The organism is Natrialba hulunbeirensis JCM 10989, assembly GCF_000337575.1.
GTDB lineage: Archaea > Halobacteriota > Halobacteria > Halobacteriales > Natrialbaceae > Natrialba > Natrialba hulunbeirensis.
The window spans coordinates 28,146-42,024 of the sequence record NZ_AOIM01000006.1 but is presented as its reverse complement, the minus strand read 5'-3'; the positions used below and the strand labels follow the sequence as shown (position 1 = coordinate 42,024).

At 62.6% G+C, this 13,879-nt stretch carries 11 protein-coding genes and 1 tRNA gene; 7 read left to right on the top strand and 5 right to left on the bottom strand.

Going from position 1 to position 13,879, the window contains the following annotated elements:
• Nucleotides 1-8: 8 nt before the first annotated feature.
• The gene (locus C483_RS00665) at nucleotides 9-1,760 is read right to left on the bottom strand and encodes a BCCT family transporter (RefSeq protein WP_006651414.1); all 1,752 of its coding nucleotides are present in this window, start codon (nucleotides 1,758-1,760) and stop codon (nucleotides 9-11) included.
• 608 nt (nucleotides 1,761-2,368) lie between these two features.
• Nucleotides 2,369-2,443: transfer RNA gene (locus C483_RS00660), tRNA-Val, on the bottom strand.
• A gap of 179 nt (nucleotides 2,444-2,622) precedes the next feature.
• Here C483_RS00660 and trpD point away from each other — a divergent pair.
• From trpD to trpG, 4 genes are read left to right on the top strand one after another with little or no spacing between them, the layout of a single operon-like run.
• Nucleotides 2,623-3,663 carry an anthranilate phosphoribosyltransferase gene (trpD, locus tag C483_RS00655; protein ID WP_006651413.1) on the top strand — a complete coding sequence of 347 codons (1,041 nt, stop codon included), beginning with the start codon at nucleotides 2,623-2,625 and terminating at the stop codon, nucleotides 3,661-3,663.
• Nucleotides 3,660-4,328 (top strand): phosphoribosylanthranilate isomerase, encoded by a 669-nt coding sequence (locus C483_RS00650; protein WP_006651412.1) that lies wholly within the window; start codon nucleotides 3,660-3,662, stop codon nucleotides 4,326-4,328. The genes trpD and C483_RS00650 overlap by 4 nt, the downstream gene beginning before the upstream one ends.
• Before the next feature lie 8 nt (nucleotides 4,329-4,336).
• Nucleotides 4,337-6,187 carry an anthranilate synthase component I gene (gene trpE, locus C483_RS00645; RefSeq protein ID WP_006651411.1) on the top strand — a complete coding sequence of 617 codons (1,851 nt, stop codon included), beginning with the start codon at nucleotides 4,337-4,339 and terminating at the stop codon, nucleotides 6,185-6,187.
• Nucleotides 6,184-6,837: an anthranilate synthase component II gene (trpG, locus tag C483_RS00640; protein ID WP_006651410.1), complete on the top strand. Its 654-nt coding sequence runs from the start codon at nucleotides 6,184-6,186 to the stop codon at nucleotides 6,835-6,837. The genes trpE and trpG overlap by 4 nt, the downstream gene beginning before the upstream one ends.
• Before the next feature lie 137 nt (nucleotides 6,838-6,974).
• Here trpG and C483_RS20305 read toward each other — a convergent pair whose 3' ends face one another.
• Nucleotides 6,975-7,142 carry a hypothetical protein gene (locus C483_RS20305; protein ID WP_004267052.1) on the bottom strand — a complete coding sequence of 56 codons (168 nt, stop codon included), beginning with the start codon at nucleotides 7,140-7,142 and terminating at the stop codon, nucleotides 6,975-6,977.
• Between the two features lie 447 nt (nucleotides 7,143-7,589).
• Here C483_RS20305 and C483_RS00635 point away from each other — a divergent pair, with 447 nt between their 5' ends.
• Nucleotides 7,590-10,724 carry an adenosylcobalamin-dependent ribonucleoside-diphosphate reductase gene (locus C483_RS00635; RefSeq protein ID WP_006651409.1) on the top strand — a complete coding sequence of 1,045 codons (3,135 nt, stop codon included), beginning with the start codon at nucleotides 7,590-7,592 and terminating at the stop codon, nucleotides 10,722-10,724.
• A 181-nt stretch (nucleotides 10,725-10,905) separates the two neighbouring features.
• Here C483_RS00635 and C483_RS00630 read toward each other — a convergent pair whose 3' ends face one another.
• Complete coding sequence (locus C483_RS00630; RefSeq protein ID WP_006651408.1) at nucleotides 10,906-11,820, bottom strand: formyltransferase family protein; 915 nt, start codon at nucleotides 11,818-11,820, stop codon at nucleotides 10,906-10,908.
• A 251-nt stretch (nucleotides 11,821-12,071) separates the two neighbouring features.
• Here C483_RS00630 and C483_RS21115 point away from each other — a divergent pair, with 251 nt between their 5' ends.
• On the top strand, nucleotides 12,072-12,221 hold the full coding sequence (locus C483_RS21115; protein WP_006651407.1) for an HVO_2523 family zinc finger protein: 150 nt from the start codon (nucleotides 12,072-12,074) through the stop codon (nucleotides 12,219-12,221).
• Nucleotides 12,222-12,397: 176 nt separating this feature from the next.
• On the opposite strand, the gene C483_RS00625 is transcribed toward C483_RS21115, so the two are convergent.
• Nucleotides 12,398-13,111 (bottom strand): TVP38/TMEM64 family protein, encoded by a 714-nt coding sequence (locus C483_RS00625; RefSeq protein WP_006651406.1) that lies wholly within the window; start codon nucleotides 13,109-13,111, stop codon nucleotides 12,398-12,400.
• Between the two features lie 259 nt (nucleotides 13,112-13,370).
• On the opposite strand from C483_RS00625, the gene C483_RS00620 reads away from it, so the two are divergent.
• Complete coding sequence (locus C483_RS00620; RefSeq protein ID WP_241431455.1) at nucleotides 13,371-13,868, top strand: DUF5830 family protein; 498 nt, start codon at nucleotides 13,371-13,373, stop codon at nucleotides 13,866-13,868.
• The last annotated feature ends 11 nt before the right edge of the window (nucleotides 13,869-13,879 follow it).

Sequence of the window (13,879 nt, the reverse complement as noted above, 5' to 3'; positions counted from 1 at the left end):
CTCCCCGATCACTCCCGCTCATCCACAGCCGGCTCCTCATCCGTCGCGTCCTGTATGTCCGTCACCCCCCCCGTTCCCGTTCGCTCGACCACCACATCCCGGTTTTCGACCAACTCGTCGACCGCCTCTGCGAACTCCTCGGACTCGAGTGTCTCGTACTCCTCGCCGAGCCCCTTCCAGAGACTGTAACACAGCACCAGCAGGACGAACGCAAACGGTAACCCGGCAGTGATCGACGCGGTCTGGAGTGCGGAGAGGCCGCCGCCGATGAGGAGGACGGCAGCGATGATGCCCTCAGTGAGCGCCCAGCCGAGACGCTGCGTTCGCGGTGCTCGGTGAAGTCCGCCAGAGGTGATGTGGGCGAGTACGAGCGAGCCGGAGTCGGAGGATGTGACGAAGAACGTCGTCACCAGCAAAACGGTAACACCGGAGAGGATAGCCGTCAGCGGCAACAGCATGTAGAGTTCGAACATCGCGACTTCCTCGCCGACCTCGAGAACGGTCCCGACGATCGTCTGGTCGGTAAACAGCTCGAAATGAAGCGCGGTGCCGCCGAAGATGGCCATCCAGAGGAACGAAAATAGCGATGGCAAGAAAAGCACGGCCAACACGAACTCGCGGACCGTTCGACCCCGCGAGATTCGGGCGATGAACATGCCAACGAACGGCGACCAGGCGATCCACCAGCCCCAATAGAAGATGGTCCACTCGCCCTGCCACCCCTCGTAGGGGATCCCGCCGAAAGAGCCGGTCCACAGCGACATTCCAGGCAAGTTCGAGAGGTAGTTTCCGATCGTCTGTGGGAACAGCCCCAGGACGAATAGCGTCGGGCCGACGAGCAACACGGTCACCATCAGGAACGCCATGAGGATGACGTTCAGGTTACTCAACCGGCGGATGCCCGCCTTCAGGCCGAGGCCGACTGAAATCAGCGCGAAGGTCGTGATGATGCCGATGATGACGACCTGTGGGCCTGTTCCTTCAGGTATCGCCGTTCCGAGAACGCCATCGCCGAGAAACGACAGTCCCGCGTTGATCTGTAGCGCGCCGAGACCGAGCGAGGTCGCGATACCGAACAACGTAGCGAACACGGTCAGGATGTCGATGACGTGGCCCCCCCAGCCGTAGATACGATCGCCGAGAATTGGCCAGAACGCCGACCGAAACGTCAGCGGCAGCCCTCGGTTGAACGTGAAGAACGCGAGCCCCAACCCGACGAGCCCGTAGACTGCCCACGGATGAATCCCCCAGTGGAAGTACGTAAGCGCCATCGCTGACTCCGCGCCGGCCGTCGACTCCGGCTCGGTCCCGAACAGCGGATCGGCGAAATGAAAGAGCGGCTCGCCGACGCTCCAGAACATGAGGCCGATCCCCATCCCCGCACTGAACAGCATCGCGAACCACGACAGGTCGCTGAACTCCTTGTCGGCGTCGACGCCGCCGATTCTGATCTTTCCGTACTTGCTCAACGCGAAGTAGAGGACGACGAGAATGAACACGTTCATCGCGAGCACGTACACCCAGTCGAACGTCGTGTTGACGCCGTCTGAAACCCAGCTGAACAACTGCTCGGCGCGATCCGGTGCAAGAATCGTCCCGAACACGAACGCGAGGATCACAACCGACGAAATGAGGACGACGTGGGGCTGTACGCTCACACCAGCGATCTGAACGTTCGTCTCACCCGGCTCGATATCTGGATCCGCCTCGAACAACCCGTCCGCCACCCACTCGTCGTCGCCAGACTCATCATCAGACATAGATTACACGAGTGTGGTCTCAGTCACACCAGCGATACCAGCGATACCAGCGACAGCCACGAGCACGACCATGGCCACGGACGCACCCACAGTCAATCCACGGCTCACGCTCATCCGACCCGGGGTACACATACATCCCCACCACACTCGCTGCCGTTATGAGGTCACTGCTTGCCAAACCGTGTTCTCCCCGCTGCAGGCAAACGCTCGCCCCCACGTGCTCGATTATGTGGTCCGGATCCAGAGCGCAGGGACGAGAACGAGACTCGGCTGTACCCAGCCCTGTACTCGAGTCCGTCAACCACGTCGAGTAGCCACTGCTGCGGACGTTGCTTGTTGAGAGAAGAGACGGCAGATCCGAATGATCGAGGATGGATCTGTAACGTCACGAGGTACCCAAAATGTCGTCGGTTGGGAACTCGTGGCACTACCGCACTACGCGTTAGTCGGGTATTTGTTCAGGAACAGCGGTTGGGGCAGATTTGAACCACGCCGAGACGGTCGCTCTCGCGGTGCTCGAGCGCTGCGACTCGTCTGGTTCAAATCTCCCGTAACAATTTTTGACGACACAGATCCTCGCTACGCTCGTCGTATTGTGTCGTCAAAAATGGGTTGGGGCAGATTTGAACTGCCGGCCTCCTCCATGTCAAGGAGGTGTCATAACCAGACTAGACCACCAACCCGTCCGGTTTTGCGTGCATCGTGGCGCGACGCCACCTTGTCTGCACTCGTTGGTTGCCGGCCACCCTAGTTGAAGGTTTCGAATCGGACGCCGTACGCGAGTCGACCCCACGCTCCGACAGGCTTAATATGATGTACGGATTTGGACATCGTAAGACAACTACGTACATTGGTGTCCACTATGCAGGAGTACGTCGAACGAGTGACCGAGGGACAGAACCTAACACAAGCGGAGGCTCGAGCGGCGTCGACAGCCGTCTTCGAGGACGCGACGGACGCACAGATTGGCGCACTGCTGACCGCGCTGCGTGCGAAAGGCGAGACGGAAGCCGAAATCGCCGGCTTCGCACAGGGGATGCGCGAGGCCGCGCGAACGATCACACCGGACCGCGAACCGCTGGTCGACACCTGCGGCACCGGTGGTGACGACTACAACACGATCAACGTCTCCACCACGAGCGCGATCGTCGCCGCCGGCGCAGGCGTCCCGATCGCGAAGCACGGCAACTACTCCGTTTCCTCCTCCTCGGGCAGCGCGGACGTCCTCGAGGTCGCCGGCGTCGACGTGGAAGCCGAGCCGCCAGCTGTCGAAGACGCGATCGAGGACGACGGGATTGGCTTCATGCTCGCACCGGTGTTCCACCCGGCGATGAAGGCCGTTATCGGCCCGCGAAAGGAGCTCGGGATGCGGACGATTTTCAACGTCCTCGGGCCGCTGACGAACCCCGCAGGTGCGGACGCGCAGGTGATCGGCGTCTACGATCCCGAACTCGTGCCGATCCTCGCGAGCGCACTCGCTCGGATGGACGTCGAGCACGCGCTGGTCGTCCACGGTGCCGGCACCGACGAAATCGCGATCCACGGCGAGACGACCGTCGCCGAGGTCGAAGGCGATCAGGTCGAGGAATTCACCGTCGAGCCCGCGGATCTCGGGCTCTCCGAACACGCAATCGACGACATCGCGGGCGGAACTCCAGAGGAGAACGCGACCGATCTCCGTGGGATTGTTGCGGGCGACGTGACGGGAGCCAAGCGCGACGTGATCCTCGCCAACGCCGGCGCGGCGATCTACGTCGCGGGCGAGGCTGACTCCCTGGCGGAGGGTGCAACCATCGCACGCGAGGCGATCGAGTCCGGCGCGGCGGCGACGAAGCTCGAACACCTGTGTGACGGCGCAGTTGACGCCGAGACAGCGGCCGAGGCGGAGCCGAGTGCCCAATGACGCGGGTCAAAATCTGCGGCCTGACAAACGAAGACGACCTACAGACCGCCGTCGACGCGGGTGCGTCCGCCGTCGGCGTCATCTGCGACGTTCCGGTCGACTCGCCTCGTGAGGTCTCAGTTCAGCAGGCGCGCGACCTCCTCGCGAGCGTTCCGCCGTTCGTGACATCAGTTCTCGTCACGATGCCTGAAACGCCCGCTGCGGCCGCCGAACTGGCCGCAAGCGTCGAACCCGACGCGCTCCAGATCCACGGCGGTCTCGAGGCGGCGGCACTCGAGTCCGTCCGCGCACAGATCGACGCGGAGCTCATCTACGCGGTGGATAGTCAGGCAGTTTCGGCAGGCAACGCTGCCGCTGTGACCGAAGCGGTTGACGCGCTCCTCGTCGACAGCACCGACGAAGACGGCGGCGGAGGCACAGGTGAGACTCACGACTGGGAGCGGACCCGTGATCTCGTGGCAGCACTCGAGACGCCCGTGATTCTCGCGGGCGGATTGACCCCCGAGAACGTCGCGGAAGCAGTACAGACCGTCGAACCGTTCGCAGTCGACGTTGCGAGCGGTGTCGAAGCGACTGGCGGCGTGAAGGACACCGACGCCGTCCGGTCGTTCGTCGAGCGAGCGAGTCGTGCCGACGGGGAAGCACCGGTCCGGCCACAACCATAACACCACACATGACCGATCTGACGCAGACGCACGACGACAGCCAGCCTGTCCAGTTCGACATCGACCGCGCAGAATTCTGTGCCCTCGCGGCCGGCGAGGCGGAGACGACGGCGACGGGCCCCAACGGCGAGAGCGACGGTGCCGACGAGCGTCCCGTCGTCGTCCGAGCCGTCGCAACGCTCGACGTCGAGACGACACCACTCACCGCGTACGCAGCCCTGACCGGCCGTTCAAGCGGCAGCAACTGCACGCGCTCGCCGTACGCCTTCCTGCTCGAGAGCGCCGACAAGACGCCCTCGAGCGATCCCGACGGCGCGTTCCGCCCACGATCCGACGGCACCGACCGCCACGCGCGCTTTTCGTACGTCGGCTACGACCCCGACGCCGTCGTCACGGTCGACCCCAATGGAACACACGTCGAGGCGCTCAGCGACCGAGCGCCGCAGGCGGTACTCGAGTCGGCTACTACCACCAACGGGGAGAAAGCTGGAGACGGGGACACCGTTGACAGTCTCCGACACGTCATGCCGGACGTCCGACTCGAGAACGTCCCAGACGATGACCGCAACCGCCAGCACCTCGACGGCGGCCTCGTCGGCTTTCTCGCCTACGACGCGGTCTACGATCTCTGGCTCGAGGAGGTCGGCTGCGAACGACCCGACTCGCGGTTTCCCGACGCCCAGTTCGTCCTGACGACGAAGACGCTCGCGTTCGACGAGCACGACGGGACCGTCTCACTCATCTTCACGCCGGTACTCGAGTCCGGCGACGACCCGGATGCGGTCTACGACGAACTCTGCGAGGAAGCCGCGGCAGTCGCGTCGACACTTCGAGACGCCGAGCGGCCCGAAACGGGAGGATTCGTCCGCGAGGACGAAGTTGCCGGCTCGCAGGCGACCTACGAGGAGAGTGTCGAACGCGCAAAAGAGCACGTCCTCGACGGCGACATCTACCAGGGCGTCATCTCCCGAACCCGAGAACTCACCGGCGAGATCGATACGCTGGGCTTCTACGAGGCGATGCGCGACGTGAACCCCTCGCCGTACATGTACCTCCTCGAGCACGACGATCTGACCGTCGTCGGCGCGAGTCCCGAGACCCTGATCTCGGTTCGCGGCACGGAGATCATGTCGAACCCGATCGCGGGCACCTGCGCTCGCGGGACGAGCCCCGTCGAGGACCGCCGACTCGCGGGCGAAATGCTCGCAGACGAAAAGGAGCGCGCCGAGCACACCATGCTGGTCGATCTCGCGCGAAACGACGTGCGCCGTGTCGCAGACGCCGGCTCCGTCCGCGTCGACGAGTTCATGAACGTCCTGAAGTACAGCCACGTCCAGCACATCGAGTCGACGGTCACCGGCGACCTGGCCGCCGAGGCCGACGCGTTCGACGCGACGCGAGCCTCGTTCCCCGCCGGGACGCTCTCAGGTGCGCCGAAGATCCGTGCGATGGAGATCATCGACGATCTCGAGACCGAACCCCGCGGTCTGTACGGCGGCGGTGTCGGCTACTACTCCTGGACCGGCGACGCCGATTTCGCGATCGTGATCCGGACGGCGACGGTCGAACACGAGTCCGGAGATGAAGACGGAGACGGGAATGGAAACGGGGACGGAAACGGAAACAGGGACGAAGACGGGAACGGGAACACCCAGGACCGAATCCGCGTCCAGGCCGGTGCCGGACTGGTCGCCGACAGCGACCCCGAAGCCGAGTTCGAGGAAACCGAGAAGAAGATGGGCGGCGTGCTCGCAGCACTCGAGTCCATCGAAGGAGAGCCTGCTGAAGTGGACACACAGACGGAATCCGAGGCGGACGGTCCACAGGACGAGGCCGAACCGCAGGAGGTGCGCCGATGAGCGAGCAGCTCGGTACTCGAGACGCAGGGACACAGTGCGGAGACGGCCAGCACCAGCGCATCCTCTTCATCGACAACTACGACTCCTTCACCTACAACCTCGTCGAGTACGTCAGCCAGCAGGAGGGCACCGAAACCGAGGTTCTGAAAAATACTGCCACACTCGAGGAGGTGCGAGCCGTCGACCCGGACGCAATCATCATCAGCCCCGGACCAGGTCACCCGAAAAACGACCGCGATGTCGGCGTCTCGATGGACGTCCTCCGCGAATGTAGTCCGGAGATTCCCACCCTGGGCGTCTGTCTCGGCCTCGAAGCCGCCGTCTACGAGTACGGCGGCAGCGTCGGCCGGGCACCAGACCCGATTCACGGCAAGGCCTCGAGCGTCGACCACGACGGGACGGGCGTCTTCGCTGGTCTCGAACAGGGCTTTCAGGCCGGGCGCTATCACTCACTGGTCGCGACCGAAGTTCCCGACTGCTTCGAGGTTACTGCAACGGCGGTTCACGGTGACGGTAGCGATGATAGTCACGAACTCGTCATGGGGATCCGTCATCGAGAGTACCCACTCGAGTGCGTGCAGTTCCATCCGGAGAGTGTGCTGACTGCTGTGGGCCACGACGTTATCGAGAACTTTCTCGAGCAGGTGTGAGTAACGGTAATCGAGTCCCAAGCGGAAAGGCGAAGAGTCGGACGAGTTGGACCGAACGACAGTGTGGTAGAACTGACCGCTTGTGGCGTCGAGTATCTGTAGCCAGAATAGCGTGGTGAGCGTGTCGGTCGTTGCTTTCAACCGAGGTAGCCAACCGTATAGAGGCCGGCGAGGACGACTGCGGCGATGAGTCCGAGGCGGATGGCGAGTTTGATTGCGATGCGAATCGCGACGATGGCGACTGCGACGGCGGCGAGTCCCGCCAGGACGAGCAGCACCGTCGACCCCGTTAGTGGTTCGAGCATAGTCGAATCCCCGTACCCCAGTGCCGTAATCTTTCCGGATATCGTGACAACAGAGAATCACTGAGTGTTCATCGCCGGTGACTCGTTCTCAGGAGGCTCACTCCCAGGGGAGTAACGCGTCAATTTCGCCGCTTTTTGTTCTACCAAGATTCTGGCATATGAGCGCTCTCGGCTTCACTTTCAGGATGCTCTAACAATGATTAAGGCACTTGACTACGTAGTTGTGAACACGACCAACGAGGGCTCTCCACGGCCCTCTCACGACAGACAGGAGAGAGGCATCACTCCAACTAAATTTGTGTTACTCCAACACAGGTAGGATAACAACACCACATTTTATAGGGAATGCATGAATACCAGACCTTCGTCACGAATGATGAGAGCCAGGACTCCACAAGACCCACGAATCGACACAGCGCGACGTAACACCTGCGAGGTGACGCGCGCGTGAGCGAACACGACATCTCCGCGGCCGACCTCACCCTCCCGATCAAGCGCACCGAGGGGGAGACACTCGAGCAGCGGATGACGGACAACGCCTATCACAACATCCTGCCAGCCCGCTATCTGCGCAAGGACGCCAACGGCGACCTCATCGAAGAGCAAGAGGACCTCTTCGACCGCGTTGGCAAGAACATCGCGCTGGCCGAAGCCGTCTACGAGGCCGACAAGCACGACCTCGAGATCACCGTCACACCGGACCAGCTAAAGCCCGACCACCCGCGCCGAGACGAACTCGCCGCGGAAGTCTTCGGCGAGGGAACGACCACAGACGACGACGTGGAGACGGCCCTGACGGAACACAACGTCAACAAGTTCGCCTACGAAACCATCGTTCCGGAGCTGCCAGACGAGGTCCGCGAACACGTCGAGAACGTCGCAGACACGTTCACCGAGGGCATGGAAACGCTCTCGTTCATGCCGAACTCGCCGACCCTGATGAACGCCGGCGACGAACTCCAGCAGCTCTCGGCCTGTTTCGTCATGTCTCCGGACGACGACCTCTCTGACATCCACGAGACGGCCAAGAAGGCCGCAGAGGTCTTCCAGTCCGGCGGCGGCGTCGGTTACGGCTTCTGGCAGCTGCGACCCTACGGTGACTCAGTCGGCTCGACCGGCGGCATTGCCTCCGGCCCGATCACTTTCATGCGGACCTACGACCAGCTCTGTGAGACGATTGCCCAGGGCGGCACCCGCCGCGGTGCCCAGATGGGCATCATGCGCGTCTCCCACCCCGACGTCATCGAGTTCATCCACGCGAAGAACAAGGACGTCTCCCTGGCCCACACGCTGCGACTCAACGACCCCGACGACTACACCTACACTACCTTCTCGGAGGCACTCGAGGAGGCCCGTGATCTCATCGACGAGGACGGGCGCGTTCCAAAGCACCTCCGCAACGCTGTCGAGGGGCATCTCTCTAACTTCAACATCTCCGTCGGCGTCACCGACGGGTTCATGGAAGCGCTGCAGAACGACGAGGAGTACACCTTCACCAACCCACGGACCGAGGAACCCCACATCGCGACCGAGGAGACCAAGGAGATGTACAGCCGCTACGACCTCGGTGAGCACGTCGAGGTCGGCGAGCCGCTGTCGATCCCCGCGGAACTCATCTGGGAGCGAATCGTCGAGGGCGCTCACGAGAACGGCGAGCCTGGCGTGATCTATCTCGAGCGAGTCAACAAGGAACACTCCTTCGACACCGAGGAACACGAAGATCACCGCATCCTTGCGACGAACCCCTGTGGCGAACAGCCACTCGAGGAGAACGAAGCCTGCAACCTCGGTCACATCAACCTCTCGACGCTCGCAGATACGGACGCTCCCGACTGGCGCGTCTGGTCCGAGGCGCACGCAGACGAGTACGACTCGCAGGCCGAGGCTGTCGACGCCTTCCTTGCGGAGGCCATCGACTACGAGGAGTTCGACGAGCGCATCGAGTACGGCACTCGATTCCTCGAGAACGTCGTGACGATGTCCGACTTCCCGGTCGAGGATATCGAGCAGACCGTCCGCGACATGCGCAAGATCGGCCTGGGCATCATGGGGCTCGCACAGCTCTACATCCAGCTTGGCATCCGCTACGGCAGCGAGGAGGGCAACGAGGTCGCCCGCCAGCTGATGACCCACATCAACCACGGCGCGAAGGCGACGAGCCACGAACTCGCGACCGAGCGCGGCTCGTTCAACGACTGGGACGAATCCAAGTACGCGAACCCAACCGAGTACCGTGAGTGGTTCGAACACCAGACGGGCGAGGACGCCGACGACTGGGAGGATGGCTTCCCAATTCGGAACCACAACGTCACGACCATCGCCCCGACCGGAACGACGAGCATGGTCGGCAACACCACCGGTGGCTGTGAGCCGATCTACAACGTCGCCTACTACAAGAACGTCACCGACGACGTTCAGGGCGACGAGATGTTAGTCGAGTTCGACGACTACTTCCTCCGAACCCTCGAGGCGAACGACATCGATGTCGACGCCGTCAAGGAAGAGGCCCAGGAGCAGATGGCGACCAATCAGTTCGAGGGCGTCGAAGGACTCTCGACGGTGCCGGACGCGATCGGCGAACTGTTCGTCATCACCTCGGACCTCTCGGCAAAACAGCACGCTGCAGTCCAGTGTGCCTGCCAGAAGGGAGTCGACTCCGCCATCTCGAAGACCGTCAACGCGCCGAACGACTCCTCGCTCGCAGACGCCAAGGACGTCTTCGAGTGGGTCTACGAGAACGGTGGCAAGGGCGTCACCTACTACCGCGACGGCACCCGTTCGAAGCAGGTGCTCACCACGCGCGCGGACAACGCCGACTTCGCCGACGAAACCGAAGCCGCGGAAGCGCTCGTCGACCAGATCGACGAGATCTTCGGCGGACTCGAGGCCTTCATCGAGAGCGACGACGTACAGGCGGTCCTCGACGAGGACATCGACGCACTTGCTCGCGAGACCGGCCAGTCCAACGACTCCGACATCGAACCGGTCCACGTCGACTTCACCGAAAAGCGCGAACGACCCGACGCACTTCAAGGCGTCAGCCAGCGCATTGACACCGGCTACGGTAAGGTCTACGTGACGATCAACGAAGATCCAGAAACCGGCCAGCCGTTCGAACTGTTCGCGAACATCGGCCACTCGGGTGGCTTTACGAACTCCTTCACCGAGGCACTCGCGAAGGTCATCTCGACCTCGCTGCGCTCGGGTGTCGACCCAGAGGAGATCGTCGACGAACTCTGTGGTACCCGCTCGCCGAAGATCGCCTGGGACAAGGGCGAACAGATTCAGTCGATCCCGGACGCCATCGGCACCGCGATGCGCCGATACTTAGAGAACGAGATCGACAAGCCGTACCCGACCCAACAGACGCTCGAGGACGCGGCTGAAGCCGAGACCGAAGCCGAGTTCAACGAGCCAGAGACCGACGGCGGAGCCGGTGTCGCCGACCGTGACACCGAAGACGCAACACAGGACCTTATCGACGCCGGCGAGTCGCCGGAGTGTCCGTCCTGTGGCGCGCTCTCGCTGTACTTCTCCGAAGGCTGCAAGACCTGCGAGTCCTGTGGCTGGAGCGAGTGCTGACGGGGAACAGTAACCCGACCGTCTGACGTCTCGATTACGAGCGACGCTCGCTCACTCTCACTCACCCTCAGCCTCACTCTTTCTCTCTCTCGCTCTCACTCTCTCCGTTCTCGTTGCATCCCACCGATCAGCCTCTGCTCTCGGCTTGGTCGGCGTATCGCGCTCGCGGCTCGAACCCTGATCACGAAAACTCGTTTACCTGGTAGCGTCGCGTCTCGCGTTCCGAATCCGAATGTGAATCAGAATCAGAATCAGAATCAGAACCAGAATCAGGATGGCTGGCAACTACCCGTCGAACCACGTTCGCCCCATTCTTTCGCAAAAAGCGACCAAGCTCACGAACCGTCGGCGACGACCGATACGGACCCAGCGTCTCCGGAACCTTCGGCTCAAAATCGGGGTCGTTCAGGTTCTGTACACCCTCGACCAGCAACGCCCCCAGTATCGACCGCTGTCGTCGCTTGACGGCACCGTACGTATCTCGGCGCGCGATCGGAACATCATCAACAGCTACGATCCGCCCACCGTCGACCCGCTGTGTGAGCTGTTGTAGCGTCACGCCCGCCGCCGGTTCATCTTCGAGATACTCCCAGAGCGCCCCGATTCGGCCACGATACTCACGGATGTCTCCCAGATGAAACGAGAGCACGCCGTACTCGAGTGCCCCCAGAATACGACCGGTTAGAAGCCCGAAGCCGAATCGGATCGCGACGTCGCTTTCGGCTGCGATGGTGTCGACAACTGGGTCGGGAAGTGATTGCCAGCGGTCGTCCTGCCAGATCGGGGAACAGCGGACAACGGCTGCGTCGTCGAGCGCGTCGACCGTCGTATAATGGTGGCGTTCGTCGTACGCCGGTGGGCCACGTATCGCTCGCGAGACGGTGGTAGCCCCACAGACTGGAGCCCACGTTCCCCAACTGCGGAGCCGACGGGCAAGGTATGCCGGGGACTGCTCTCGAAGTCGGAACGTTTCGTCGTTGAGAACGACAAGTGGGATTTCAACCGCGGTGTGAGCGGCGAGTTCTTGCACGGCCGCCAGCTGATACGCAGGACACCACTCATCGTCGAGGAGCAGACAAACGCGCTCACAGTCCATCGCCAGTACGTACACGAATTGGGGGTTTCAACGCTGGTTCGCGGTTACGTAGCTGCAACTGATGCGAACTGTTAAGTAGGTGAGGGGAACGCTGGACCAGGTCTCCGCTGCGTTCATGCGACTGGAACTCGTCGGTCGAACTGAATGGTCTGCCTCTCGAGTACAGCGACGGGGACAAGCGAGAACCGACGGCTGGCAGCGAATCACGGCCAGCCGTTCGATCCAACCACTGTGCCGACTCACAACCTGCGATGACTGATTCGAACGACGCGAACCGACAACCTCGGCAGAACGGTCGCCCCTGTCCGCAGTGTGAGACACCGATGTACAAGCGCCACTGCAAGTACGTCTGCCCGCAACACGGCGTCGTATTCGACTGTGCGGATACGTTCTGGGTGTAACTGTCACGCAGACCACTGGCTTGCCTCGCGAACGGACGATTGCTGTGGAGGCTAACTCGAGTGCCTGTTCCTGCAATTGCTCGCGATCTGCTCCGATTCGACTTTGATTCGACTCTGACTCGACTCTGATTCGTCCGTAATTCGGCCGTAATTCGACCGAGCGGTGAGCAAACCAATCAGCCGTCGAGTGGAGAGCGGTCCTCGGATTGGTCCCAGAACAAGCGATATGCAGGCCCAGCGAGCAGGACCAGTGCTGCCAGACAACACGCGAGCGTCAGCGCGAGCCCCAGTTCGCCGAACCCGCCAGCGGTGACGGTTCCCGCGGAGGCACCGACGACGACAGCTGCGATCGTCCACGGCAGTTCACCAAGGACGGTACCGATCAAGAAGTGACGGTAGCTGACGCCGCTTGCGGCCGCAGCACAAGTCGAGAGATCCGAGGGGATCGGTGCCAGTCGCGACGCGGCAACGCCACGAGTTGGGCCGGCGGTGGTGAAGTACCGCTCGACGACGGCGTGTGTTCGCCCGAGAGCAGAGTCGAACCACGTGTTCGTCGCTGCTGGGTTGGGAGAGGCTGAACCGAGCGTTCTGCGAGCAACAAAAAAGACCGGCGTCACCGTAACGGCCACACCGGCGAGAGCGACCGGGATACCCACCGTCACGCCGAAGCCGTAGCCGACGACCGCGGCCAGCGGCGTCGTCGGCCAGGCAAACAACGGCCGGACGAGATACAACCCGACGATTGCAGCCCCGAAGAGTGTTGGATCCGCCGTCACCGACTCCATCGCCGACACAGTCGCAGTCGGGGAAACGAGCAGCCCCGCGGTGACCGCTGCGCTGACGAGCAGTACGCCAGCGAGCACGCGGGTAGACACCGAGGGAACCGACATCGGTCGAGATTTTGGATCGGGTGTTGAAGCTTTTGTGCTCTAGTGGTGCGCTGAGTCAGCGGAACCGACACCGACCACTCACCAGTCGCTCAGGACGGCTCCGCCGGCCGAAACGTCACAACGTTTATTCGCGCTGCTCTGTGAGCACTCATCGATGGTGCGCGACGGGGCCGATTCCGACGGTGAGCCAACTGACGACGCCAGCGGAGACACTGATTCGACTCCTGAAGCGGGTCGGAAGCCTGCCGACGGCGAGCGACTGACGGACTGGCAGGATCGACGTGACGAAGACGAACACCAAACGACAGCAGCCCCGTCGGAGGCTGGCGAACGAGAGCGGCCGGACACCGAGACGGATGCAACCGGCGAAAAGAGCACACCCGCACGCTATACACACGACGACGAGCGCGTCGAACTCGGACTCGCACTGCTGGAACGACTCGAGCACGACTCGCTCTCACTCGCCGACGTCGTCGACCGCATCGAGACGGTGACGAGCGATCCGACCGTCACGCGGACGATCCTCGACGAGGCGGAACTCCGCGGGATCATCGACCGCGAAGACGGCATCGTTCGCCCGAAGAGCCGCCAGTACGTCCGCTTCGAGCAGGATGTCGTCCAGCGAGAGGGTGAGTTCGACTGCCAACGCTGTGGCTGTGGCCTCTCGACCGGCCACTTCATCACACTCGAGGCGGGCGAGCTCGGTCCCTTCGGCTCCTCGTGTATTCGGAAGGTTACGGGTCGGGAGACAGACTGAAAGAGACGACG

Coding starts and splice junctions, on each gene's coding strand:
- C483_RS00630 (WP_006651408.1), bottom strand. CDS start 11,820: ATGGACTGTGAGCGCGTTTGTCTGCTCCTCGACGATGAGTGGTGTCCT.
- C483_RS21115 (WP_006651407.1), top strand. CDS start 12,072: ATGACTGATTCGAACGACGCGAACCGACAACCTCGGCAGAACGGTCGC.
- C483_RS20305 (WP_004267052.1), bottom strand. CDS start 7,142: ATGCTCGAACCACTAACGGGGTCGACGGTGCTGCTCGTCCTGGCGGGA.
- trpE (WP_006651411.1), top strand. CDS start 4,337: ATGACCGATCTGACGCAGACGCACGACGACAGCCAGCCTGTCCAGTTC.
- C483_RS00665 (WP_006651414.1), bottom strand. CDS start 1,760: ATGTCTGATGATGAGTCTGGCGACGACGAGTGGGTGGCGGACGGGTTG.
- C483_RS00650 (WP_006651412.1), top strand. CDS start 3,660: ATGACGCGGGTCAAAATCTGCGGCCTGACAAACGAAGACGACCTACAG.
- trpG (WP_006651410.1), top strand. CDS start 6,184: ATGAGCGAGCAGCTCGGTACTCGAGACGCAGGGACACAGTGCGGAGAC.
- trpD (WP_006651413.1), top strand. CDS start 2,623: ATGCAGGAGTACGTCGAACGAGTGACCGAGGGACAGAACCTAACACAA.
- C483_RS00625 (WP_006651406.1), bottom strand. CDS start 13,111: ATGTCGGTTCCCTCGGTGTCTACCCGCGTGCTCGCTGGCGTACTGCTC.